The organism is Arthrobacter sp. zg-Y40 (assembly GCF_020731535.1).
Lineage (GTDB): Bacteria > Actinomycetota > Actinomycetes > Actinomycetales > Micrococcaceae > Arthrobacter_B.
On record NZ_JAJFZS010000008.1, the window covers coordinates 666,107 to 687,903 of the forward strand.

Annotated in this window: 17 protein-coding genes; 4 read left to right on the forward strand and 13 right to left on the reverse strand. The window is 67.7% G+C overall.

The window, feature by feature from the left end; translation table 11 throughout:
- Position 1: 1 nt before the first annotated feature.
- Both LJ754_RS10585 and dut read right to left on the reverse strand, forming a co-directional pair.
- Positions 2-727: a DUF3710 domain-containing protein gene (locus tag LJ754_RS10585; RefSeq protein ID WP_227910937.1), complete on the reverse strand. Its 726-nt coding sequence runs from the start codon at positions 725-727 to the stop codon at positions 2-4.
- A gap of 172 nt (positions 728-899) precedes the next feature.
- Entirely contained in the window at positions 900-1,412 is a 513-nt protein-coding gene (gene dut / locus LJ754_RS10590) for a dUTP diphosphatase (protein WP_227910936.1), read from the reverse strand.
- A 212-nt stretch (positions 1,413-1,624) separates the two neighbouring features.
- Between dut and LJ754_RS10595 the strand changes: the two genes are divergently transcribed.
- The gene (locus LJ754_RS10595) at positions 1,625-2,092 is read left to right on the forward strand and encodes a DUF3093 domain-containing protein (protein WP_227910935.1); all 468 of its coding nucleotides are present in this window, start codon (positions 1,625-1,627) and stop codon (positions 2,090-2,092) included.
- Between the two features lie 7 nt (positions 2,093-2,099).
- Here the strand turns inward: LJ754_RS10595 and LJ754_RS10600 are convergent, their stop codons facing one another.
- Positions 2,100-2,399, reverse strand: coding sequence for a DUF4193 domain-containing protein (locus LJ754_RS10600; protein ID WP_227910934.1), 300 nt, complete (start codon positions 2,397-2,399; stop codon positions 2,100-2,102).
- Between the two features lie 314 nt (positions 2,400-2,713).
- On the opposite strand from LJ754_RS10600, the gene sepH reads away from it, so the two are divergent.
- The gene (sepH, locus tag LJ754_RS10605) at positions 2,714-4,063 is read left to right on the forward strand and encodes a septation protein SepH (protein ID WP_227910933.1); all 1,350 of its coding nucleotides are present in this window, start codon (positions 2,714-2,716) and stop codon (positions 4,061-4,063) included.
- A gap of 75 nt (positions 4,064-4,138) precedes the next feature.
- On the opposite strand, the gene LJ754_RS10610 is transcribed toward sepH, so the two are convergent.
- From LJ754_RS10610 to LJ754_RS10625, 4 genes are read right to left on the reverse strand one after another with little or no spacing between them, the layout of a single operon-like run.
- Positions 4,139-4,999, reverse strand: a complete 861-nt coding sequence (locus LJ754_RS10610; protein ID WP_227926533.1) for a thymidine kinase — start codon at positions 4,997-4,999, stop codon at positions 4,139-4,141.
- 9 nt (positions 5,000-5,008) lie between these two features.
- Positions 5,009-6,217: an alkaline phosphatase family protein gene (locus LJ754_RS10615; protein ID WP_227926534.1), complete on the reverse strand. Its 1,209-nt coding sequence runs from the start codon at positions 6,215-6,217 to the stop codon at positions 5,009-5,011.
- A 7-nt stretch (positions 6,218-6,224) separates the two neighbouring features.
- Positions 6,225-6,899: a DUF5998 family protein gene (locus tag LJ754_RS10620; RefSeq protein ID WP_227910930.1), complete on the reverse strand. Its 675-nt coding sequence runs from the start codon at positions 6,897-6,899 to the stop codon at positions 6,225-6,227.
- Positions 6,900-6,959: 60 nt separating this feature from the next.
- Positions 6,960-9,647 (reverse strand): bifunctional acetate--CoA ligase family protein/GNAT family N-acetyltransferase, encoded by a 2,688-nt coding sequence (locus LJ754_RS10625; protein ID WP_227910929.1) that lies wholly within the window; start codon positions 9,645-9,647, stop codon positions 6,960-6,962.
- A gap of 71 nt (positions 9,648-9,718) precedes the next feature.
- Here LJ754_RS10625 and LJ754_RS10630 point away from each other — a divergent pair, with 71 nt between their 5' ends.
- A complete protein-coding gene (locus tag LJ754_RS10630; protein WP_227926535.1) occupies positions 9,719-12,220 on the forward strand; it encodes a DNA gyrase/topoisomerase IV subunit A in 2,502 nt (833 codons plus the stop codon).
- 115 nt (positions 12,221-12,335) lie between these two features.
- Here LJ754_RS10630 and LJ754_RS10635 read toward each other — a convergent pair whose 3' ends face one another.
- From LJ754_RS10635 to LJ754_RS10645, 3 genes are all read right to left on the reverse strand, one after another.
- Positions 12,336-14,648, reverse strand: a complete 2,313-nt coding sequence (locus LJ754_RS10635) for a heavy metal translocating P-type ATPase (RefSeq protein WP_227926536.1) — start codon at positions 14,646-14,648, stop codon at positions 12,336-12,338.
- 75 nt (positions 14,649-14,723) lie between these two features.
- On the reverse strand, positions 14,724-14,948 hold the full coding sequence (locus LJ754_RS10640) for a heavy-metal-associated domain-containing protein (RefSeq protein WP_227910926.1): 225 nt from the start codon (positions 14,946-14,948) through the stop codon (positions 14,724-14,726).
- Between the two features lie 35 nt (positions 14,949-14,983).
- The gene (locus LJ754_RS10645; protein ID WP_227926537.1) at positions 14,984-15,349 is read right to left on the reverse strand and encodes a metal-sensitive transcriptional regulator; all 366 of its coding nucleotides are present in this window, start codon (positions 15,347-15,349) and stop codon (positions 14,984-14,986) included.
- 116 nt (positions 15,350-15,465) lie between these two features.
- On the opposite strand from LJ754_RS10645, the gene LJ754_RS10650 reads away from it, so the two are divergent.
- Positions 15,466-16,155, forward strand: a complete 690-nt coding sequence (locus LJ754_RS10650; RefSeq protein ID WP_227926538.1) for a metal-dependent transcriptional regulator — start codon at positions 15,466-15,468, stop codon at positions 16,153-16,155.
- A gap of 16 nt (positions 16,156-16,171) precedes the next feature.
- Here LJ754_RS10650 and LJ754_RS10655 read toward each other — a convergent pair whose 3' ends face one another.
- Genes LJ754_RS10655 through cydB form a run of 3 tightly spaced genes read right to left on the reverse strand, consistent with a single transcriptional unit; the run spans position 16,172 to position 21,691 of the window.
- The gene (locus LJ754_RS10655) at positions 16,172-17,164 is read right to left on the reverse strand and encodes a GNAT family N-acetyltransferase (RefSeq protein WP_227926539.1); all 993 of its coding nucleotides are present in this window, start codon (positions 17,162-17,164) and stop codon (positions 16,172-16,174) included.
- A 28-nt stretch (positions 17,165-17,192) separates the two neighbouring features.
- Positions 17,193-20,678, reverse strand: coding sequence for a thiol reductant ABC exporter subunit CydD (cydD, locus tag LJ754_RS10660; RefSeq protein ID WP_227926540.1), 3,486 nt, complete (start codon positions 20,676-20,678; stop codon positions 17,193-17,195).
- The gene (cydB, locus tag LJ754_RS10665) at positions 20,675-21,691 is read right to left on the reverse strand and encodes a cytochrome d ubiquinol oxidase subunit II (RefSeq protein WP_227926541.1); all 1,017 of its coding nucleotides are present in this window, start codon (positions 21,689-21,691) and stop codon (positions 20,675-20,677) included. Before cydB ends, cydD begins: the two co-directional genes overlap by 4 nt.
- Positions 21,692-21,797: the final 106 nt, after the last annotated feature.

Genomic DNA, 21,797 nt, shown 5'->3' on the forward strand with positions numbered 1-21,797 from the left:
CTCAGCCGATCGTCGTGATTTCGGGGCCGCGCTCGGGCGCAGCGGGCTTTCCGGTTCCTGCGTCCGGACGGGGCAGCGGAGACGCATCGCGCGGCAGGCGCAGCTGCAGCAGGTCACGCGGCGGCAGCGGCTGTTCGCCGCGCACCACGACGACGTTCCGGAAGACCTCCTCCAGCGGACCGGCCGCTTCCGGGTTCATGGCGGCCGGACCGCCGAACACGCCGCGGAGGAACCAGCGGGGTCCGTCGACACCCACAAAGCGTGCCACCCGGTACCCCTTGGATCCGTCCTGGGCCTGCGCCGGTACCTTGGCCAGAAGTTCAGTGCCGAAAGTGCCGGACAGTTCATCGACCGTTCCGCCCTGCGAACCCACGGACTTGCCGATCTGGCTGCGGATGTCATCCCACAGAGTCTCGGAACGGGGTGCGGCAAAGGCCTGGAGCTGCAGGCTGGACCCCTCGAGGTCCAGTGTCACGGCAACAACGCGCTGAGTCTTTTCCTCAACCTCGAGGCGCAGCTGCAGGCCCTGGGAGGCAGCAATCCGGAGCGCACCCAGGTCGATGTACCCCTCCTCGGAGGGGCGTTCGCTCAGGTCGTAGGGCCCCGTGCCGCCCGGCTGCCCGGCGTCGCCGGTTCCGGCATCCCCGGTCCCTTCGTCGGCCGTGCCGTTGTCAGCGGCTGTCCCGGCTGGTTCTTCTGCCTTGGTTTTCCTACGGCCAAATGCCATAACCAGGTTCCTTCTCTCTTATCTGCAAGTCTCTTGGGAAATGAAGTCTTTGAAAGCGCCCGTCCGCAGGTTCACCGGCGGAAAGCCCGAGCAGCAGCCGTCCGCGCAAAAAACCCTGCCGGAACGCCCGCGCTGCACGGGATACGGTTCGGCGGCTGTGCGGCCGCCCGGATCAGGCCGGTACGGCCGTGAACCCGCCCGTGGAGCCGAACCCGCCGGTGCCGCGGACGGAGTCCGGCAGCTCGTCCACGGGAACAAAGCGGGCGGTTTCCACGCGCTGGATCACCAGCTGGGCAATCCTGTCGCCGCGGCTCAGGCTAACCGGACGGGCCGGGTCCAGGTTAATCAGGGTCACGGAAATCTCGCCGCGGTAGCCGGCGTCCACCGTTCCCGGTGCGTTCACGATACTGAGCCCGTGCTTGGTGGCCAGGCCGGACCGCGGATGCACAAAGGCTGCGTAGCCGAACGGCAACGCCAGCGCGACGCCGGTGGGCACGAGCAGCCGCTCCCCCGGGGCCAGCGTGAAGTCGATCCTCGAACGAAGGTCCGCGCCGGCGTCGCCCGGATGCGCGTACGACGGCGGTTCCAGCCCGTCGTCGAGCATCTTGATCTGTACTTCCAGGGGTGTCCCTGCTCCTTGCACCAGCTTCTCCGGTTTCACTTCGGCGTACGTGTTTTCTGCCATGTCTACTGGCAGGTGTTCTGGGATGTCTTCTGTCTTGCTTTCCACGGCAGCGGGGGCTGCTGCACTGCGCTGCTGCACGGCTGCACTGCATGGAGCCGGGCCGCCCGGTACCAACGCACTCACTTTAGCGCGTTTTCCTGTACGAACCCCGGGCCGGAGCCACCGGCACGGCGCAGGATGAAATGCCCCGCGAAAGGTGAAAAGCTGGGGGTATGTCATCCCCCGCTGCCAAGACCCCCAACGCCGTGCTCTACTCCGAACGGCTGTTCCCCTCGATTTGGATCTGGCTTATTGCCGCCGGCCTTGCCGCGGCCTGCATCCTGGTGTTTGTCCCCATCAGCCTTTTCGCCGGAATCACCGCCGCCGTCGTCGCTGCAATCATCATGGCGGTGCTGCTCATTGTGTCCACCCCGCTGATCCGGGTAACCCCCGAGACCCTCCAGGTGGGGCGGGCGCAGATTGAGCGCCGCTACATCGGCAAGGTGGAGGCTTTCCGCGGCGAAGACGCCACCCTGCAGCGCGGGCCGGCCCTGAACGCCACCGCCTATATGTGCATCCGCGGCTGGATCTCGCCCGTGGTTCGGATGGAAATCACCGACCCGGCAGACCGGACCCCGTACTGGCTGACCTCCACCCGCCATCCCGAAAAGCTTGTTGCTGCACTCACCGGGGACCGCTGAACCGGTTCTATCCTTCGCAGTCCACGCAGTAGAACATTCCGTTTTTCTCCAGGGCAATCTGTGACCGGTGCCGGACAAGGAAGCAGGAAGCGCAGGTGAACTCATCAGCCTGCGCAGGCATCACCCGGACCAGCAGTTCCTCACTGGACAGATCGGCGCCGGGAAGCTCGAACCCTTCGGCTGCTTCCGTCTCATCCTCGTCCACGACGGCCGACTGCGGGTCGGTCCGCCGGGTTTTCAGCTCTTCGATCGACTCCTCGCCGGTGTCCTCTTCGGTCTTGCGCGGGGCGTCATAATCCGTCGCCATAATGTCTTATCTCACCGTCCGGTTGAGTGGTGTTTCGCCGTTGCCTGAGCCCTCGCAGGACCGGCTGTCCGGACCCGTGTCAGCGACTCGGAGATATCAACGCCACGGATACCTGTTTTGTGCCCGTAAAGCAGAGATTTTTACCTAACGGGAAGCAAAAAGCGAACCGGCCCCCACCGAATTTCCCGGCCACCCCTGCCCGGCACCGCTGCCGGGCGGCCGGAAATGCGCCACACCCGCGCAAAGCTTAGGTTTTCGCCGCCGGGGATGGCATTGTTTCAAGAAGGAATTGCTATCGGGTGGAGGACTTTTTGATGCAGGATCTACGGCTGGTGGGTGTCCATGAAGGTGGCGAACATCTGCTGTTAAGCGGCAAGGGCGGGGAAACCTTCCGTCTCCGAATCGACGAAGCCCTCCGCGTGGCCGCCTCTCGTCCCACGCACCGTTCCGCGCCGCAGCCCGATCCCTCCTCGGGATCCGGGCCCAGCATGACCCCGCGGGACATCCAGTCCAGGATCCGGTCCGGCGCCAGCGCCGAAGAAGTGGCGGCGCTTTCCGGCCACGACCTGGCCCACATCCGCCGCTACGAAGGTCCGGTCCTCGCAGAACGCGAATACGTGGCCCTGCAGGCACAGGCTGTTGAGGTCGCCGCCCCCATGTCCGCCACGCACGACGGCTACCGCAGCGCCTTCGGCGAGAATCCGGTCAACCTCGGGGACATGGTCCGCCACCGGCTGCGTTCGTTCGGTGTTGATCCCGACTCCGTGGAATGGGACGCCTGGCGCCGTCCGGACGGAACCTGGGACGTGGTGGCCCGCTTTGAGCTGACCGAAAAATCGCGCGTCGCCGTCGGGGAAGAGCCTCCGGCCCGCTGGATCTTCAGTCCCCTGCGCAAGAGCGTCACCAACACCAACCGCTGGGCCCAGGTCCTGAGCGAACTGGAACCCCTGGATACTCCCGTACCCACCCGCCGGCTGGCCGCCGTCGCAGACCGTGTCTTCGACTTTGAAGCCGAGCGCAGTCCGGAGGAACCCTCCGATGACACTGACAGCATCCTCGAAGTGCTGCGTACCCGGCGCGGACAGCGGCTAGGCAGCGACGAAGACGGCGACGACGCCCTGGCCGCGCTGCTGGCCAAAGGCAGTGTTCCTGCCGCGCATCCGCGGGACGGACGCCCGGAGGACGAGGAAGACGCCGGCCGCCGGCCCCGGACCGGGCGGCTGAGCCTTGCGCCCGCCATGGACCCGGCGGACACCGACGACACGGTTGACCCCGTTACGCTTCCCGGCGGTGTCAGCCAAACACGCGAAATCAGTGTGCTGGCCCGCCCCTTCCGCCGCCGCAACGGGCGGGACGAGGACGTCCGCGAAGAAGCCGAGCCAGCTTCCCCGGAGGCTGCTGCCGCTGAAAGCGGAGCGGAGGATTCCGAGCAGGACGCGCCGGAGGAAACCGCAGCTGCCCCGGCCGCCGAGCCGGCGGCCCGCAAAAACGCCGGCCGCGACTTCCCCTGGGACCGGCTGCCCAACGGCGGGCGGGGCCAGCGGGAACCGGAAGCCGGTAAGGATGATGCCAAGGGCGAGGGCACGGAACGCCGTGCCATCAAACCCAAGCGGTCCTCCGTCCCTTCCTGGGACGAGATCGTGTTCGGCACCAAGGGCGACTAGCCCGTTCAGTATCTTCTTTGCACCGCCGGGATGCGATCCCGGCGGTGCTCCCGCTTAACTTCCCCCGCTTGCGCCTCAGGCCAGCCGGTGCCGTCCGGTTTTCAGCTCCACTGAGCACACGTCCGCCGGTGCGTCTCCGCTTTCCGTTGCCGCCGCCTGCTGCGCCGTTACGCGGCGCATATAGTGGCGCCGGCACAGGGTCTCATAGCCCACAGCGGGTTCGGCTGCGGGGGCCGCATGCTCTCCCCCGCCGGCAGCCGAAGCCGCGGCGCCCTGCGGGGAGCCGAGCAGCTCCTCGGCGTCAAACAGCGGCATGTCGTCAAACAGCGGTTCATCCTCAAACAGCGGTTCATCCAGCGGCCCGCCAGCAGCGGGCACGGCGGCAGCGGGCGCGGCGGCGGTGCGGGACTCGACGTCGCCCACCACCACCTGGTCCCCCTCAGTAACCATCACACCGTCCGCAGTACGGGCGTTATGGGTGGCGCGGCGCCCGCACCAGCACAGTGCCCGGACCTGCAGGACCTCCATCCGGTCCGCCAGTTCCACCAGGCGCTGGGAGCCGGGGAACAACCGGGTCCGGAAATCGGAGGTGATACCGAATGCGAACACGTCAATGTCCATTTCGTCCACGATGTAGGCCAGCTGCTCCACCTGCTCGGCGCTGTAGAACTGCGCCTCATCGCAAATGAGGTAGTCCACGTTGTGCCCGGAATCCCGGCACTGCAGGACCTCCGCCCAGAAATCGGTGCTGTCGCGCACCTCAACGGCCGGGGTCTGCAGGCCCAGCCTGCTGGAAATCATGGATTCCCCCGCCCGGTCGTTGCGGCTGAACAGTATTCCGCCGCGCCCCCGGGCACTGTGGTTGTAGTCCATCTGCAGGGCAAGCGTCGACTTGCCGCAGTCCATGGTGCCCGAGAAAAAGACCAGCTCTGCCATAACTACTTTCTACCCAAGTGCCTTCTGCGGCCGGGACTGCTTGCGGGTGGATGGTTCAGGGGCAGCCAGGATCAGCAGCGGCACTTCGCATTCTGCGCGGGTCAGGGACCCGTGCTGGCCGTTCACCTCCAGCGCCGAGGCGGCCACCCGGCGGGTGTCGTAGAGGGCGATCGGCTCGCGCGCGGCAACCATCAGGTCCCCAATGCGCGGCAGCACGGACTCGTCCACCTCGGGACCGAAATAGCCGGCTCGCACCGCCTCGTCACGCGTGAAGATCCAGGCCCGGGTACCGTACGCGTCCTGCCATGCGGTCTTGAGCCGGTCCTGGGTTCCCTCAGCGGCATCCGGCTCCAGGTAAAGGTGCACCATGCGCGGCTCACCGGCCGTATGGCGGACGCCGTCCACCAGTTCCGGCTGCGCGCTGAAATCGAAGCGCTGGGAGACCGGGACGTCCACCATGCCGTGGTCTGCGGTCAGCACCACCAGGGTGCCGGCCGGGACGCGGGCCACCAGGCGCTTCAGGGCGCTGTCCAGTTCCTCGAGCTGGTTGCCCCATTCGGAAGACGCAGCACCGTAACGGTGCCCGGCCTTGTCCAGTTCGTTCCAGTACAGGTACATCAGCATCCGGTCGGCGCCGGCCAGGGCGTCGACCGCGGCGGACACCCGGGCATGGACGCCCGTGGCCGGAATGAACGTACCCCCGCGCAGGGCGGCACGCGTCAGCGCGGAATCGGCGAAACGCGGCAGGCTCACCGTGGCCACGGAAACATGCTCGGCGGCCTTTTCCAAAACAGTGGGATACGGCTGCCACTGCAGCGGGTCCACCCCGGCATCCCAGGAGCCGAGCATGTTGACCACTTTGTCCTGCCCGGGATCGAGGACGTCATAACCCACCAGCCCGTGCCGGCCGGGAGGCAGTCCGGTACCGAGGGAGGCGAGGGAAGCCACGGTGGTGGTGGGGAAGGATGCGCTCAGGGTCCGTGCCTTCGGCAGGAACCCCTTCAGGAAGGGCGCATGTCCACCGCGCTTTTTCAACAAAGACAAACCCAGCCCGTCCACCATCACCACACACACGCGGCGGGCTGCCGGAAGCTTTAGCAGGTTCTCGTAGCCCGGCACCCCCAGCACTGCGGCGGCGCTGGTCAGGACGTCGCCTACCGAACGGGTTCCGTAGGCCGGTGCTGCGGGCAGGGACTCAGGGATTGTGGAAGCCGACACCGCTGGCTTACCGCTGCGGGTGGGCGCGGTTGAAGCGGCCGCCGATACCGGGCATCCGCTGCCGGGAGTCGGCGCCGTCGAACGGGCGCGGCGCGGCGGTGGTGTCGGTATTGACCTTGCGCAGGGCACGGGCGAAGGCCTTGGCGTTCTGCACCGCCTGGGCCCCGTCCGCCTCGGCGCTGACACGCAGGACAATGTCCTCCTGCGCAATGGTGCCGGTGTAGCCGTGGTCGGCCTCGCACTGCGGGTCCGCACATCCCGCAGGTCCCATATCCAGCCGCTGGCCGCCGGACCAGGCTATGGCCAGGGTCATTTCACGGACCGGGTCGGAAGGCTTGTAGTCCTGCGGCTGGGCGTACATGTAACCCAGCACCACGGACCGGATCTGGGTGACCGGCACGGACTCGGTGGAAACCTGGGCCATCATCTGCTCGCCGGCTTCATCCAGCTGCTGGTCATCCACGTGGGTGATCACCAGCATGTCCTCGGTCAGGACCAGCACGGTGATGTGGCGGTGTACCTCCGTGCGCTCAAAGTGCGTTTCCAAGTGGATGAGGTGGGACAGCGGTTCGCGGCCGTCCAGGGCGTCATGGACCACATCGGCCAGGAGCGTCGGGTAGAAACCTGCCCGTTCCATGGAAGCATCAAGGCTGCGGCGTTCAGCGGAAAGTAACGGCGACATGCTTCCAGTTTCCCCCAGACCGCCCCCCAGCGCCTAAATGGCGCGCGGACAGGGGAAAAGTCAGTCCCGCATTGCCCGCCGCGCGCTGTCGGTGCGGCGCTGCGGATTGCCCAGCCGAATGTCGGCGCTGAGCACCGTGATGCCGTCGGCGGAGACCAGCACCGGGTTGATGTCGATCAAGGCAATCTGCGGATGTTCGTCCTTCAGGACCGCCAGCCGGGCAATAAGGTCCTCCAGTGCCGGGGTGTCGGCCTCAGGCAGGCCCTGGTAACCGAAAAGCCTGACGGAGGCGCGCGGGGCACGCACCAGCTCGGCGACGTCGCGGTCCGTCAGCGGCGGCACGCCGTGCGCCCAGTCATCGAGCAGGCCCGTGGCATCCCCGGCCAGGCCGAAGGAGATGACCGGCCCCAGCAGCGGATCCTCAATGGCACGGATCCGGCACCCCTGGCCGCTGGGGGCCATGGACTGGATTTCCATCTCGAAATCCCCGTACCGCTGCAGCGCGCCGCGCATCTGCTCAATGTTGGTCCGCAGTGCCTCCGGGCTGGAAATGTTCAGCCGCACTCCCCCAAGATCCAGGCGGTGGCGCAGATGCCCTTCCCTGGTCTTGACAGCCACGGGCCAGCCCAGCCGGTCCGCGGCGGCCACGGCTTCCTCAGGGGTGGAAAAGTTGACGGACGGCAGCACGGAGATCCCGTAGAACTGCAGCAGCCGGGCAGTATGTTCCTGGTCCAAACGGGTCAGGCGGTCCCCTTCGACCCGGCCCATCAGGGAAGTGATGAAAGCTGCGGCACCCTCGGTGTCCACCCCGGCCGGCTCCACGAAGCTGCCGTGGTCGCGGTTGGCCCACTCGGTGTACCGCACCACGGCCGCCAGTGCGCTGACCGCGGCACCGGGGCTGCTGAAGCACGGCAGACCCTCACCGGGTACGTCGGTATCGGCGGCAAGGATGCCTTCCACGTGCGCCCGCGGGTCAACAATTCCGGTGAACGCCGCCACCAGCGGTTTCCCGGTCTCCTGCACGCATTCGGCCAGCACGGCAGCAATGGCATCGGTGGTGAGCCCGGGGGTGGGCAGGATGGCCACAACGCCGGCGTCGACGTCATCGTCGGAAAGGACCCCTATGACGGTCCGGCGCAGCTGCGGCAGGGCCACGCTTCTGCCGGTGTCCAGGGCAAGTTCGGCTTCCAGTGCCGTGATTTCCAGGTCCAGTCCGGTGCACGCGTCGGCCAGCACCCGGCCCAGTGCCACCGAGTTGCTGAAGACGGCCATCCTGCGGCCGCGGGGCAGCGGCTGGCTGACGGCGATCTGCGCCACGTCGATCAGCTGTTCATTGGTGCTGACCCGGATGACGCCGGACTGGCGCAGCATGGCATCCAACGCGCCGGGCGGTGCCTGGGTGGTCCGCACCGCGTGGCCGGGCGGCAGCTGGAGGCCGGTGACATCGGATTTCGCCACGATCACCGGCTTGGTGCGAGCCAGCCGGCGGGCCAGGCGGGAGAACTTACGCGGGTTGCCCACCGACTCCAGGTACATCGCCACCACCTTGGTGTCGGCGTCGTCCTCCCAATACTGCATGGCATCGTTGCCGGACACATCGGCCCGGTTGCCGGCCGAGATGGTGGAGGACAGCCCCAGCGCGCGGCGCTGCGCAGTGGCGTAAAGCAGCACCCCGATGGCCGCGGATTGGCTGAACAACCCCAATCCCCCGCGCCGCGGCAGCGCCGGAGCCATGGACGCGTTCAGTGCTACCTCGGGACGGGTATTGATCAGGCCCAGCGATGCCGGCCCCACCACCCTCATGCCGTGCGCACGGGCCCGGCGGACAAGGGCGCGCTGCCGGGCCAGGCCTTCCGGCCCCTTGGGCCCGAACCCGGCTGTGACCACAAGCAGCGCCTTGACGCCGGCAGCCGCGCACTCGTCGGCGACCTCCAGGACCTGGTCGTACGGCACTGCGATCACGGCAAGCTGAACCGTTTCCGGAACGTCTGCGATCCGGCTGTAGGAAATCATTCCGGCCAGTTCGAAGGCCTCGGGATTGATGGCATAAACGGAGCCCTTGAAACCGCCCTCAATGATGTGCTCCAGCAGCTGGTAACCCACCGATCCCCACTCGCGGCTGGCTCCGATAACGGCAATGGACGACGGCGAGAGCAGGTCCGCGACGCTGCGCGCCTCGGCGCGGTGCTCGCGGGCCTCCATCACCGCCAGGGATTTCTCCGTGGGGTCGATGTTGAAGTCCAGGGCAATCACGCCGTCGTCGAAATGCCGGCGCACCTCGTACCCGGCGTCGGCGAAGACACCGATCATCTTGCGGTTCTCCGGCAGCACTTCGGCCGAGAACCGGCGAATGCCGTTTTCCCGCGCGGCGGCGGCAAGGTGCTCCAACAGGATGGAACCCAGGCCGCGGCCCTGGTGGCCGTCGGAGATGTTGAAGGCAACCTCGGCCTCGGTGGGGTCGTCGAGGCGGTCATAACGGCCGATGCCGATAATTTCGTCACCAATGGTGATGACGAACGCCACCCGGTTGCGGTAGTCCACGTTGGTGAAGCGCTCAAGCTCCTTTTTGGTGAGCTTGGCCTTGTAGGTGAAGAACCTAAGATAGATGGAGCTTTGGGACTGCCGCATGTGGAAGGCCTGCAGCGCGTCTGCGTCCGCAGGGGAAACCGGCCGCAGATGGCCGGTGCCGCCGTCCCGCAACACGACGTCGGCTTCCCAATATTCGGGGTAATGTCCCTGCTCCACCATAGACTCAGAGTAGTCCCCAACCACCCACCTCCTGCCACCCACCTCCTACCACTGCAAGGATTCGACACAGCATGGCCCGGCGCCAACCCGTCTCCAAGTCCGCACCCGGCGAAGTGATCGCCGAGAACATCATCGATATTGATGTCACCACCGAGATGGAAGGCTCGTTCCTCGAATACGCCTACTCGGTCATCTATTCGCGCGCCCTTCCGGATGCGCGGGACGGGCTGAAGCCCGTCCAGCGCCGCATCCTGTACATGATGTCCGACATGGGGCTGCGCCCGGACCGCGGGCATGTGAAGTCCGCCCGCGTGGTGGGCGAGGTAATGGGCAAGCTGCACCCGCACGGTGACACGGCCATTTACGACGCCATGGTGCGCATGGCGCAGGACTGGGCGCTGCGCCTGCCGCTGATCGACGGGCACGGCAACTTCGGTTCGCTCGACGACGGCCCTGCCGCCGCCCGGTACACCGAGGCCCGGCTGGCGGCCCCCGCGCTGACCATGACGGACCACCTCGATGAAGACGTAGTGGACTTTGTGCCCAACTACGACAACCAGCTGGAACAGCCCGAAGTGCTGCCCGCCGCCTTCCCGAACCTGCTGGTTAACGGCGCCACGGGCATTGCCGTGGGCATGGCCACCAATATGGCCCCGCACAACCTGGGCGAAGTCATTGCCGCCACCCGTCACCTGATCGCCAATCCCGATGCCGGGCTGGATGAACTGATGCGGTTCATCCCCGGCCCCGACCTGCCCTCCGGCGGACGGATCGTGGGCTTGGAGGGCATCCGGGATGCCTACGCCACGGGCCGCGGATCCTTCAAGACCCGCGCCAAGGTCGAAGTGGAACAGCTGACCGCCCGCCGCACCGGCCTGGTGGTGACGGAACTGCCGTACATGGTGGGCCCGGAAAAGGTCATCGAAAAAATCAAGGACGCCGTCACGTCCAAGAAGCTGCAGGGCATTTCCGACATTGTGGACCTGACGGACCGCAGCCACGGGCTGCGGCTGGTGATCGAGCTGAAAAACGGGTTCAATCCCAATGCCGTGCTGGCGCAGCTGTACAAGTTCACGCCCATGGAGGATTCCTTCGGCATCAACAACGTGACCCTGGTGGACGGGCAGCCGCGCACCCTGGGCCTGGTGGAACTGCTGCAGGTGTACGTGGCCCACCGCATCGGCGTGGTCCGCCGCCGCACTGCTTACCGCCTGGGCCGGAAGAAGGACCGGCTGCACCTGGTAGAGGGCCTGCTGATCGCCATTGTGGACATTGACGAAGTCATCCAGATCATCCGGTCCTCGGATGAGACCGCTCAGGCCCGCCAGCGGCTGATGGCCGTGTACGACCTGACGGAGATCCAGGCCAACCACATCCTGGAACTGCGGCTGCGCCAGCTGACCAAGTACTCCCGCATTGAGTTGGAGAAGGAACAGGACGAGCTGCGCAAGGCCATCGAGGAGCTGGAAGCCATCCTGGGCTCTGAAGAGCTCCTGCGTTCCCTGGTCTCGGACGAGCTGGGCGAGGTAGCGGCCAAGTACGCCACGCCGCGGCGCACCGTGCTGCTGGAATCCGAGGCTGCCTCCCCGCTGAAGGGCGCCGCCGTCGCCGCCGCTGCTGCCGGCGCCACCGGCAAGGGGGCCAAAGCCGTCCTGCCGCTGGAAATCCCGGACGACCCCTGCTGGGCCATCCTCTCCACCTCGGGCCAGGTGGCCCGCACCTCGGACCAGGACCCGCTGGCTGAAAGCGGCCAGCGGGTGCGCCACGACGTCTTCCGCTCCGTGGTGAAGACCACGGCGCGCGGCGAGATAGGCGCGCTGACCTCCAGCGGCCGGATGATCCGCGTGCAGGTGCTGGATTTGCCGGCCCTGCCCTCCACCGCCGGGCTGCCGAACCTGGCCGGCGGGGTTCCCGCGAAGGAGTTCATGACCCTGTCCAAGGGCGAGAAACTGGTTGGCCTGGTGCCGCTGAATGGAGTAGTGGCACTGGGCACCCGCAACGGCGTGGTGAAGCGCGTGAACCCGGATTACCCGTTGAACCGGGACGATTGGGAAGCCGTCACGCTCAAGCCGAAGGACGAGGTGGTTGGTGCTGCGGTGGCCGCGAACGAGACCGATGAACTGGTCTTCATCACCCGCTCGGCGCAGCTGCTGCACTTCCCGGCGTCCGCCGTCCGTGCCCAGGGCCGCACGGCCGGCGGCGTGGCCGGCATCAAGCTGGCAGCCGACGACGCCGTGGTGTACTTCGGCGTGGTGGCCGCGGATGATCCCGATGCGGTAGTGGTGACGGTGTCCACCGCCGCCGAAACCCTGCCGGGCACACCCGGCGGCTCCGTCAAGGTGACGCCGTTCGAGGAATTCCCCGCCAAGGGCCGCGCTACTGCCGGTGTCCGGGCGCACCGTTTCCTGAAGGGCGAAGACGCTCTGGTGGTGGCCTGGGCCGGGCACGGACCAGCCAAGGCAGCTGCTGCCAACGGCGTAGCCCGGGCGCTGCCCACCGAGCACGGGCGCCGGGACGGGTCCGGGGTGCCGCTGGCCAATGCAGTGGACGCCGTCGGCCCCAGCCAAGGCTAGCCCCGGCACACAAGGCACCGCCACACCAAGCACAGCCACACAAGCACCGCGAACACACAAGCGGCAGGCATGGTCCGTTGGACCATGCCTGCCGCTTTATTCTGTGCCGTGCAGCCTACTGGGCGTGCTGCTTGCCGAAGCTGCGCAGCCGCAGCGAGTTACCCACCACCAGCACCGAACTGGCGGCCATCGCTGCTCCGGCAATCATCGGGTTCAACAGCCCGAAAGCCGCTACCGGGATGCCCACAGCGTTATAGAAGAAGGCCCAGAACAGGTTGGTCTTGATGGTCGCCAGCGTACGCCGGGACAGCTCGATGGCGGTGGCCACCTGGCCCAGATCGCTTCCCATCACGGTCAGGTCCGCCGCTTCCATGGCAACGTCGGTGCCCGTGCCCATGGCAATGCCGAGGTCGGCCTGCGCCAGCGCCGCGGCGTCGTTCACGCCGTCGCCGGCCATGGCCACGGTACGTCCCTGGTCCTGGAACCGCCGGACTGCCTCCACCTTGCCTTCCGGGCGGACGTCCGCGAGGACGTCTTCCGCCGGAATGCCGACCTGTTCCGCCACGTGGGCCGCCACCACGGCGTTGTCACCGGTCAGCAGCACCGGACGCAGGCCCAGGCTGCGGAACCTGGCAATGGCAGCCGCCGAGCCGTCCTTAAGGGTGTCCTGCAACGAGATGATGCCGGCCGCGTGCCCGTCCACCGCCACCAGCACCGCCGTGGAACCGGCAGCCTGCTCCTGTCGCAGTGCCGCATACGCGCCGTCGGGCAGGTCGACGCCGTTCTCATCCAGCCAGGCCGGACGTCCGGCAACAACGCTGCGGCCGTCAGCGGTGCCGCGCACCCCTCCGCCGGGAGCCGAATCGAATCCGGCGACGGAGACGGTGCCCGGGCCGGAGCGGGCGGAGGCCGCGATGGCCCGGGCAATGGGATGCTCCCCGGCATCTTCCACCGAGCCGGCCAGGCGCAGCAGCCCGTCCTGCGTCAGGTCCGCGGGGGCACTGTCCAGGAGCCGGACCCGTGCCACGGACAGCTTGCCGGTGGTGATGGTTCCGGTCTTGTCCAGCACGATGGTGTCCACGGTGCGGGTGTCTTCCAGCACCTGCGGGCCCTTGATGAGGATGCCCAGCTGGGCACCCCGCCCGGTACCGGTCAGCAGGCCCACGGGTGTGGCCAGCCCCAGGGCACAGGGGCATGCAATAACGAGCACGGCAACCGCCGCCACGAACGCTGCCTGCAGGTCACCGGCGAAGAACAGCCAGAGCAGGAAGGTCAGCACCGCAATGCCCAGCACCACCGGCACAAAAACTGCACTGATCCGGTCAGCGAGCCGCGCAATGGGCGCCTTGCCGGACTGGGCATCGCTGACCAGGCGGCCCATCTGCGCCAATGTGGTTTCGCTGCCCACACGGGTGGCCCGGACCAGCAGCCGGCCCGAAGTATTAATGGTCGCCCCGGTAACGGGGCTGTCCACGTCCACTTCCACCGGCAGGGATTCGCCGGTGATCAGGGACGCATCAACGGCGGAACGGCCGTCCACCACGACACCGTCGGCCGGGATTTTCTCCCCGGGCCGGACTACGGCAATGTCGCCCACGGCAAGCTGGTCCGCCGGGATCCGGATTTCCTCTCCGCCGCGCAGCACGGTCGCGTCCTTGGCACCTAGGCCCAGGAGCGATTTCAGTGCGTCCGATGCCTTGGTCTTGGCGTTGGCCTCTAGGTAGCGGCCCAGCAGCAGGAAGGTCACCACCACCGACGCCACTTCGAAGTACAGGTGCGGGTCCGCGCCCATGCCCGGGTCTGCGGTCAGCCCCGGATCGGCCAGCAGCTCGCCCACCGAGAACAGATACGAGGCCGCGACGCCGATCGCCACGAGGGTATCCATGGTGGACGCCAGGTGCCTGGCGTTGATGGCCGCGGCCCGGTGGAAGGGCCACGCGGACCACGTCACCACAGGCAGGGCCAGCAGTGCGGCCACCCAGCCCCAGTTGGGAAAGGCCAGGGCCGGAACCATGGAAATCAGCAGGATCGGCACGCTGAGGACGGCGGCGGCAATCAGCCGCGGACGCAGCTGTGCTGCGGTCCCGCCGTGGGACATATGGTCCTCGCCTGAGCCGCCGTGGGCCAGATGGTCCTCGCCTGCGTGGCTGCCCTCCGCATGCGCACCATGCGCGGCGGAGTTGCCGGCCCGGGTCTTCAACCGTGCCTGGTAACCGGCAGAGTTCACGGCGTCAAGGATCTGCTGGTCCGTCACCGAAGCCGGTGCCGTTACGCGCGCGCTTTCCAGCGGCAGGTTAACCGATGCTTCCACGCCTTCGATCTTGCCGAGCTTGCGTTCCACCCGTGCCACGCAGGAGGCGCACGTCATGCCCTGGATATCGAGCTCAACGGCCCTGGCGTTGTTGTTCACCAGTTCCTGGGTGTCCATGGTTCTTCCCTTCTGTTGCTTACTGCCGGCTGTCCGGGGCCGGATCCAGCGTTGGGCCGGGCCCGGGAACGGCTCCTAGGCCGTGGTTTCGACGACCATGTAGCCCGCTTCGGCTACCGCTTCGCCCAGTTCCGCCGGTGCCATCCTCCGGGTGGAGGTGACGGTGGCGGTGGAGACCCCGCCGGCGTTCAGATCAACGGAGACTTCGCTGACGCCGTCGAGCGCTTTCAGTTCTTCCGTGACGGAGGCTACACAGTGGCCGCAGGTCATACCGGAGATGTTCAGTGTGGTGGTTTCCATATCCTTCTTCTTTCTTGGGTATTCTTCGGCGGACCCTAGCGCAGGAGCCGGCCGATCGCGTCGGCTGCTTCCTGCACCTTGGCCTGGACGAGTTCGGGGTTGCCGGTGCGCTCTGCTTCCTGCGCGGCATCCACCACGCAATGCGACATGTGGTCCTGGACCAGCCCCAGGCTGACGGCATGCAGCGCCTTATTGATGGCGGCGACCTGCGTGAGGATGTCTATGCAGTACTTGTCTTCCTCCACCATCCGGGCGATGCCGCGGACCTGGCCCTCAACCCGCTTCAGCCGGCGCAGGTACGCAGCTTTATCGGAGGTGTATCCGTGCACTGCGGCCGGCGCCGCAACGCCTGCCGGTGCCGCCCCGGGTGCGTGCACGGCATGTCCGGTTGCTTCTGTCATGGTTCACTCCCCTCGCTTTCCCCACCAAGCTATACCCCCAAGGGGTATAGGTCAAGTACCCCCTGGGGGTATTTGAGGGCCATTTTTTCAGGCAGGCCTTCCAGTAAGGTGGGACCGTGGCACCACACAGCGAACTTTCCACGGCTACCCAGGATTACCTGAAGGTCATCTGGACCGCACAGGAATGGACGGACGAACCCCTGACGGTCTCCGCGTTGTCAGTCCACATGGGGTTTTCGCCGTCGTCGGTCTCCGAAGCGGTGAAGAAGCTTACGGCCCAAGGGCTCCTCACACATGCGCGCTACGGCTCCATTGCCCTGACCGCTGCCGGCGAGACGGCGGCCGTGGGCATGGTGCGGCGGCACCGGCTGATCGAGACGTTCCTGGTGGAGTACCTGGGCTACCGGTGGGACGAAGTCCACGAGGAAGCCGAGCACCTGGAGCACGCGGTTTCGGACAAAATGGTGGACGCGTTATCCGCCCGGCTCGGCCACCCCGTCCGCGACCCCCATGGAGACCCGATTCCCGCCCGCGACGGCAGTTTCCCGGTATTGGATGCCCTGCGGCTCAGCCGCTGCGAGCCCGGGACGCGTGGCGTGGTGGCACGCGTGTCAGACAACGAACCGGAACTGCTGCGCTATATCGCCGGACTGGGACTGCACCTGGATACGGTGCTGACCGTCCTGGCGCGCCAGCCCTACGCTGGAACGCTCACCATCGAAGCGTGCGGGCGTGCCATGGAACTGGGCCTCCCCGCTGCCGAGGCGATATGGATCCAGACAACCCCGAAGCACACCCCGGCCTAGAGGGCACGGCCACGTCTTAGAGCACGGGTTTGTCGAAGACCACTTCGCGGTGCGTCGGACGGTAGCCAAGGCTTTCGTACAGGTCATGGGCGCCGGAGGGGTTCTCGGTGTCCACCCCCAGTCCGGCGTTGTCCATCCCGCCGTCGCGGAACCGGCGCATGGCTTCGCCCAGCATGGCCGGTGCCAGCTTGCGTCCGCGCCAGTTCCGTCGCACCCCAAGGAGCATGGTGTAGCCCTCTTTGTAGCCGTGGATGGCCTGGCTCTCCGGGTCGAAGCTGGCCAGCTGGTATGCAGCGACTTCCCCGGTGCCGGAATCGATCACGGCGAAGCTCCAGTCCGGACGGAACTCGGGATGCCCAACGGTGAAAGCCCAGCGTTCCTTGTTGCGCGGCTCGCTGCCCCAGTGGTCCTTGAACGCTTCATTATGCGCCCGGCGGATGGCGTCGGAATTCGCGGCGCTGAACGTTTGGAACTCGATGCCCGCCGGCAATTCGGCGTCCGGCAGGTCCGTGTGCAGCGGCCGGCTCATCTCCGTGAAGTACCGCACCACACGGGCGCCGGCGGACTCCAGCAGGGCAACGTGCGACGCGTTGGCTTCCTCGGCATAGGTCCGCAGCACACCGTGCTTGCGGTGTTCGCTGAGCAGCCGCTGCCGCAGGCGCGCTTCCTGCCAGCCGAACACGGCCGCGCCGATCCCGCGGCGGCGCCACTGCGGATCCACGCCGCCGAACCCGGACTCGGTTTCGGAGCCCGGGTTCAGCGCAATCCGCCCGTAGGCGCGTGCTGCCCCGTCTTTGTCCAGGCCAATCAGCGTGTCCAGCGCCGGGTCCCCGGAGGCGGTTTCCAGTGCCTGCTCCAGGTCCCGGCGGTCCTCCACCCAGCCCGGCCTGTCCGCCTCTGCCATCCGGCGGATCAGCGCATACCAGGCATCGACGTCGTCGGCTGCGATGGAGCGCCAGCGGAGACCGGTTTCCGGCCCTGGGACTGTGGGAAGGGAGGGCGTCTGCATCCATCCACCCTAGGACACCCCATAAGCGCTAGGACAGAAGCACAGCCCCTGCGCCCAGGCCGACCTCCCGTTCGCACCAGGCGGCATCAGCAGGGTTGTGGGTCACCACCACCACGGCCTTGCCCTGCAGGCCGGACTTCAGGTCCGCCATGAGCTGTTCCCCGGCCGCCGCGTCCAAGTGGGCCGTAGGCTCGTCCAGGAGCACGACGTCGGCCTCTGCAAGCAGTGCCCGCGCCACGGCGAGGCGCTGGCGCTGGCCGCCGGAAAGGAAATGTCCGCCGGCACCGATGGGCGTGTCCAGTCCTTCGGGCAGCGTCCGGAACAGCGGTCCAAGCCCGACGGCGCGCAGTGCCTCGACCATTTCGGCTTCGCTTGGCGCCAGGGCGCGGTCACGGGCCAGCAGAAGGTTTCCGCGCAGCGTGGAGTCGAAGAGGTGGGCCTCCTGCGGGCACCACGCCATGCGCCGGGCAGCGGGCGGCAGCGACTGCGCCTGCTGCCCGTTGATGGTGTAGGACCCGCTTTGCGGTGTGAGGAACCCCAGCAGGACGCCCAGGAGCGTGGACTTGCCGCTGCCGGACGGGCCGGTGACAGCCACCCACTCCCCTGCCGATACCTCCAGGTCCACCCCGGCCAGGACATCGCGTGCAGCGCCCGGGTAGCGGTAACGGATGCCGTGCAGTTCCAGGTCCTGCACCGTGCCGAACCGGGCGCGCGCGGCCGCTTCCGCCTCGGTGGTGTCCTCCTCCACGTCATCGGTGCCCAGGTCCGGCAGCACCTTGTCCCCCAGCGTCCGCCAGGCGAAGAACTGCTGGATGGACCCGTTGACCGCAACAAAGGGTTCGATCAGGGCCAGCTGGACCAGGACCACCACGGCGGCCACTGTGGCCGGAGCCTCGCGGGCGGCACTGACCATGTAGAGCGCGCTCAGGGAGCAGGCGAGCGCGGTCAGGGCGTTGGCCAGCCCCTGTGCCCAGGCACTGCGCCGGACGGCTTTGGCCGCCGCCGCTTCGAGTTGTTCCTGGCGGGCCAGCACGGGTGCCGAGCTGGAGTTGGCTTCCAGGTCCCGGGCTGCGGAAAGCAGGCGGGCCATGCCGGACATGGACCGTGCCTGCAGGTTGACCGTGGCTGCCCGTGCTGCGCGGTCGGCGAGCAGTGCCAGCAGCGGAGCAACCAGCATTCCGACGACGCACAGCGCCACCTGCACCGCGAGGCCCTCAGGGACCAGCAGCCAGGTTGCCACGCAGGCTCCGGCCGCAGTGAGCAGTCCGGTCAGCGGCGCGAAGACGACCCGCGGCGCAATATCCCGCAACTCGTCCACGTCGCCCACGAGCCGTTCCAGTGCACCGCCGCCGCGGGCCACGCGGCGCCAGCCTTCGGGCCGCTGCAGCAGGCCGTTCCACAGCCGTACGCGCAGGGTGTTCGTGGCGCGGAAAACCGCGTCATGCAGGGAGAGCCGCTCCAGGTAGCGCAGCAAGGCCCGGCCAATACCGAAGAACCGCACCCCCACAATCGCCATCATCAGGTACAGGATGGGCGGCTGCTCGCTGGCACGGACAATCAGCCAGGCAGACAGTGCCGTCAGGGTGACGGCGAACATGGTGGCGGCTGTGCCCAGGACCAGTGCCAGGACAAACTGCTTGCTCCACGGCCGCAGTACCAGCATGTTCTTCCACAGCGGCTGGTGGGCCGGGGCGGCGGCGTTCTCCGCTGCTGCCGTCAGCGGCGCGACGGCGGAGGGTTCCGGCGGCGGATCCGCCTGCAGGTCGGCGGTTCCAGCCAGGGACTCGGCCAGCGACTCGGGCAGTGCCTCGGGCGCAGTCTCGAAGACCGTCTCGAACACCGCACCGCTGCCGGCGGGCTGCACCACGCCTGCGGACGCATCCACGGGGATCAGGGTGTCCGCCACGGCGGCCGTTGCGGCGTCGTGCGCCACCAGGAGGACGGTAGCCCGGCCGCGCAGCCCGGCCAGCGCTGCACGGACAGCCGAAGCGCTGCGGACATCCAGGTGCGCAGTGGGTTCATCGGCCAGCAGCACCCGGACGCCGGGGACGGCGTCGATCCGGGCGAGGGCACGGGCCACGGCCACCCGGCGCTGCTCGCCGGGGCTGAGATCGGCGGTCTCGGCGTCCAGGAGGTGTCCGGCGTCGATTGCGTCCAGTGCGTCGCGGGCTGCGGCACGGGCCGGAGCGTCGGGACGGGTGGCGTCGCCGGCCGGCAGACCCGCGTACAGGGCAATTTCCCGGGCAACGGTGTCCTCCACGAGGACGGGATGCTGGGGTATCCAGGCCAGGGTGGAACGGTCAACGCCGTCAACGGATCCGCTGAGCCGGGTGTCCCCGCCGTCGCGGCGCAGCCCGGCCAGGGCCTCAAGCACCGACGTCTTGCCGGCACCGCTGGGGCCGGTCAGGGCCGCGATGGAGCCTGCGGGTACTGTGAAGCTCAGGTTCTCCACGGCCGGATGCGGGCGTCCCTCGTAACTGATGGTCAGGTTCCGGACCTGCAGGGGCGCGTGTCCGGGCACGGCGTTGCCCGGGGTTCCGGCCCCGGCGCCGCTCCCGGCAGCGGAAACCAGCGGACGGGCAGCCGGTGCGCGAAGCACGGCGTTGGTGCGGTTCAGCGCTTCCAATCCGTCTTCACTGGAGTGGTGCGCGGTACCCAGGTCACGCAGCGGTTGATAGCATTCGGGGGCCAGAATCAGGGCCAGCAGCCCCACTTCCAGCGGCATGCCGCCGTGCACCAGCCGCACGCCGATAAACACGGCCACCAGCGCCACGGAGATGGTGGCAATCAGCTCAAGGGCCAGGGAAGACATAAAAGCAACGCGCAGCGTGGCCAGCGTGGTGGTGCGGTAACGGTCGGCCACGTCCCGCAGGGCCCTGGTCTGGGCCTTGGCACGGCCAAGCCCCACCAGCACCGGCAGACCCTTGGCCAGCTCCAGCATGTTGTCCGACAGCCGGTTCAGGGCATCCACGGCCGCGGCGGTCTTGTCCTGCGTATGCATGCCGATCAGGATCATGAACACCGGAATCAGGGGCACGGTCAGCACAACGATGAGCGCGCTGACCCAGTCCGCTGACAGGATGCGGATGCCTACCAGCAGGGGAACGACGGCGCAGGTCACCAGTGCGGGCAGGTACTTGGAGTAGTAGTTGTCCAGGCCGTCGAGACCGCGCGTGAGCAGGACGCTCAAGGCGCCGCTGCCCATGCCGGGCACCGTACCGCCGTCGGACAGCACGCGGGCGGAAAGCTGGCGGCGCAGTTCGTCCTTGACTCCGGCCGCTGCCCGCTGGGCTACGGTGTCCTGCCCCCACACCGCCAGGGAGCGGAGCACGGCACCGGCGGCACCGAGGAGCAGCATCCGGTTCCAGTCCGGGCCGCCGCCGGCCAAGCCGGCAATTCCACCGGCCACGGCGTCGGCCAGCAGGACCAGGCCGGCCGCCTTGACGGCGGCCAGCAGGCCAAGAAGATACAGCGCCCGCCGACTGGTGGCGCTGACCGGCAGGACGGGCTTCACTGCGACTTGAAGCTGTGGGCGGCCGGGATCGCTTCAGCGCTGACCCGCTTGCGGAAGACCCAGTAGGTCCAGCCCTGGTAGAGCACCACGACCGGCAGGCCGAACAGTGCCACCCAGCTCATGACCTTCAGGGCGTACGGGGATGCGGAGGCGTTCTCCACGGTCAGGTTCCAGGCGGCGTCCAGCGTGGAGGGCAGTACCACCGGGTACATGGCGGCGAAGATGGTGGCCGCACCGGCCACGAGGAAGACGCCGAGGCTGACGAAGGTCGCCCCGTCGCGGCCGCGCCGGGCAAAGATCCAGGCGAGCAGTGCACCCACCACGGCCACTACCAGCAGGGGAAGCGTCGAGGCCTTGCCGTTCATGAACTGGACAATAACGGCCCAGGCCGCCAGCGGGAGGATGCCCAGCGGCAGCCAGTGCAGGACCACCTTGCGGGAACGTTCGCGGATCTCGCCGTCGGTCTTGAGCATCAGGAACGCGCAGGCGTGAATCAGGCAGAACGCCACAACGGCCACTCCGCCCAGCACGGCGTACGGGGTCAGCCAGGCGAAGGCCCCGCCCACCCGGTCGCCGTTCTCGTTCAGCGGCAGGCCGGTGGTGGTCAGCCCAAGCGCGGCCCCCACGCCGAAGGCGGCCACGAGCGAACCCAGGGCCATCCCCCAGTCCCACCGGTTGCGCCAGCTGTCACTGTCATGCTTGCCGCGGTACTCGATGGAGACCGCCCGGAAAATCAGGCCCATCAGCACAAAGACCAGCGGGATGTACAGCGCGGAGAACAGCGAGGCGTACCACATGGGGAACGCGGCGAACGTCATCGCGCCCACGGTGATCAGCCACACCTCGTTGCCGTCCCACACCGGGCCGATGGTGTTCAGCAGCACGCGGCGTTCCTTCTCGTCGCGGGCCATCAGCTTCATGAGCATGCCCACGCCCAGGTCGAAGCCTTCGAGGAAGAGGTAGCCGACCCACAGGAAGGCAATCACGATAAACCAGAACAACGGTAGCGACATTACAACAGAGCTCCAGGGATGCCGGCGGCCGGCAGGGTTGAAAGGAAGCCGGACAGGGTCGGGGTGGATCCGGTCCCGCAGGTGCGGGACCGGATCCGGCCGGTCC

Excerpts from the sequence above, each read along its gene's own strand:
- LJ754_RS10585 (WP_227910937.1), bottom strand. The coding sequence starts at position 727 with ATGGCATTTGGCCGTAGGAAAACCAAGGCAGAAGAACCAGCCGGGACA.
- dut (WP_227910936.1), bottom strand. The coding sequence starts at position 1,412 with ATGGCAGAAAACACGTACGCCGAAGTGAAACCGGAGAAGCTGGTGCAA.
- LJ754_RS10595 (WP_227910935.1), top strand. The coding sequence starts at position 1,625 with ATGTCATCCCCCGCTGCCAAGACCCCCAACGCCGTGCTCTACTCCGAA.
- LJ754_RS10600 (WP_227910934.1), bottom strand. The coding sequence starts at position 2,399 with ATGGCGACGGATTATGACGCCCCGCGCAAGACCGAAGAGGACACCGGC.
- sepH (WP_227910933.1), top strand. The coding sequence starts at position 2,714 with ATGCAGGATCTACGGCTGGTGGGTGTCCATGAAGGTGGCGAACATCTG.
- LJ754_RS10610 (WP_227926533.1), bottom strand. The coding sequence starts at position 4,999 with ATGGCAGAGCTGGTCTTTTTCTCGGGCACCATGGACTGCGGCAAGTCG.
- LJ754_RS10620 (WP_227910930.1), bottom strand. The coding sequence starts at position 6,899 with ATGTCGCCGTTACTTTCCGCTGAACGCCGCAGCCTTGATGCTTCCATG.
- LJ754_RS10625 (WP_227910929.1), bottom strand. The coding sequence starts at position 9,647 with ATGGTGGAGCAGGGACATTACCCCGAATATTGGGAAGCCGACGTCGTG.
- LJ754_RS10630 (WP_227926535.1), top strand. The coding sequence starts at position 9,719 with ATGGCCCGGCGCCAACCCGTCTCCAAGTCCGCACCCGGCGAAGTGATC.
- LJ754_RS10635 (WP_227926536.1), bottom strand. The coding sequence starts at position 14,648 with ATGGACACCCAGGAACTGGTGAACAACAACGCCAGGGCCGTTGAGCTC.
- LJ754_RS10640 (WP_227910926.1), bottom strand. The coding sequence starts at position 14,948 with ATGGAAACCACCACACTGAACATCTCCGGTATGACCTGCGGCCACTGT.
- LJ754_RS10645 (WP_227926537.1), bottom strand. The coding sequence starts at position 15,349 with ATGACAGAAGCAACCGGACATGCCGTGCACGCACCCGGGGCGGCACCG.
- LJ754_RS10655 (WP_227926539.1), bottom strand. The coding sequence starts at position 17,164 with ATGCAGACGCCCTCCCTTCCCACAGTCCCAGGGCCGGAAACCGGTCTC.
- cydB (WP_227926541.1), bottom strand. The coding sequence starts at position 21,691 with ATGTCGCTACCGTTGTTCTGGTTTATCGTGATTGCCTTCCTGTGGGTC.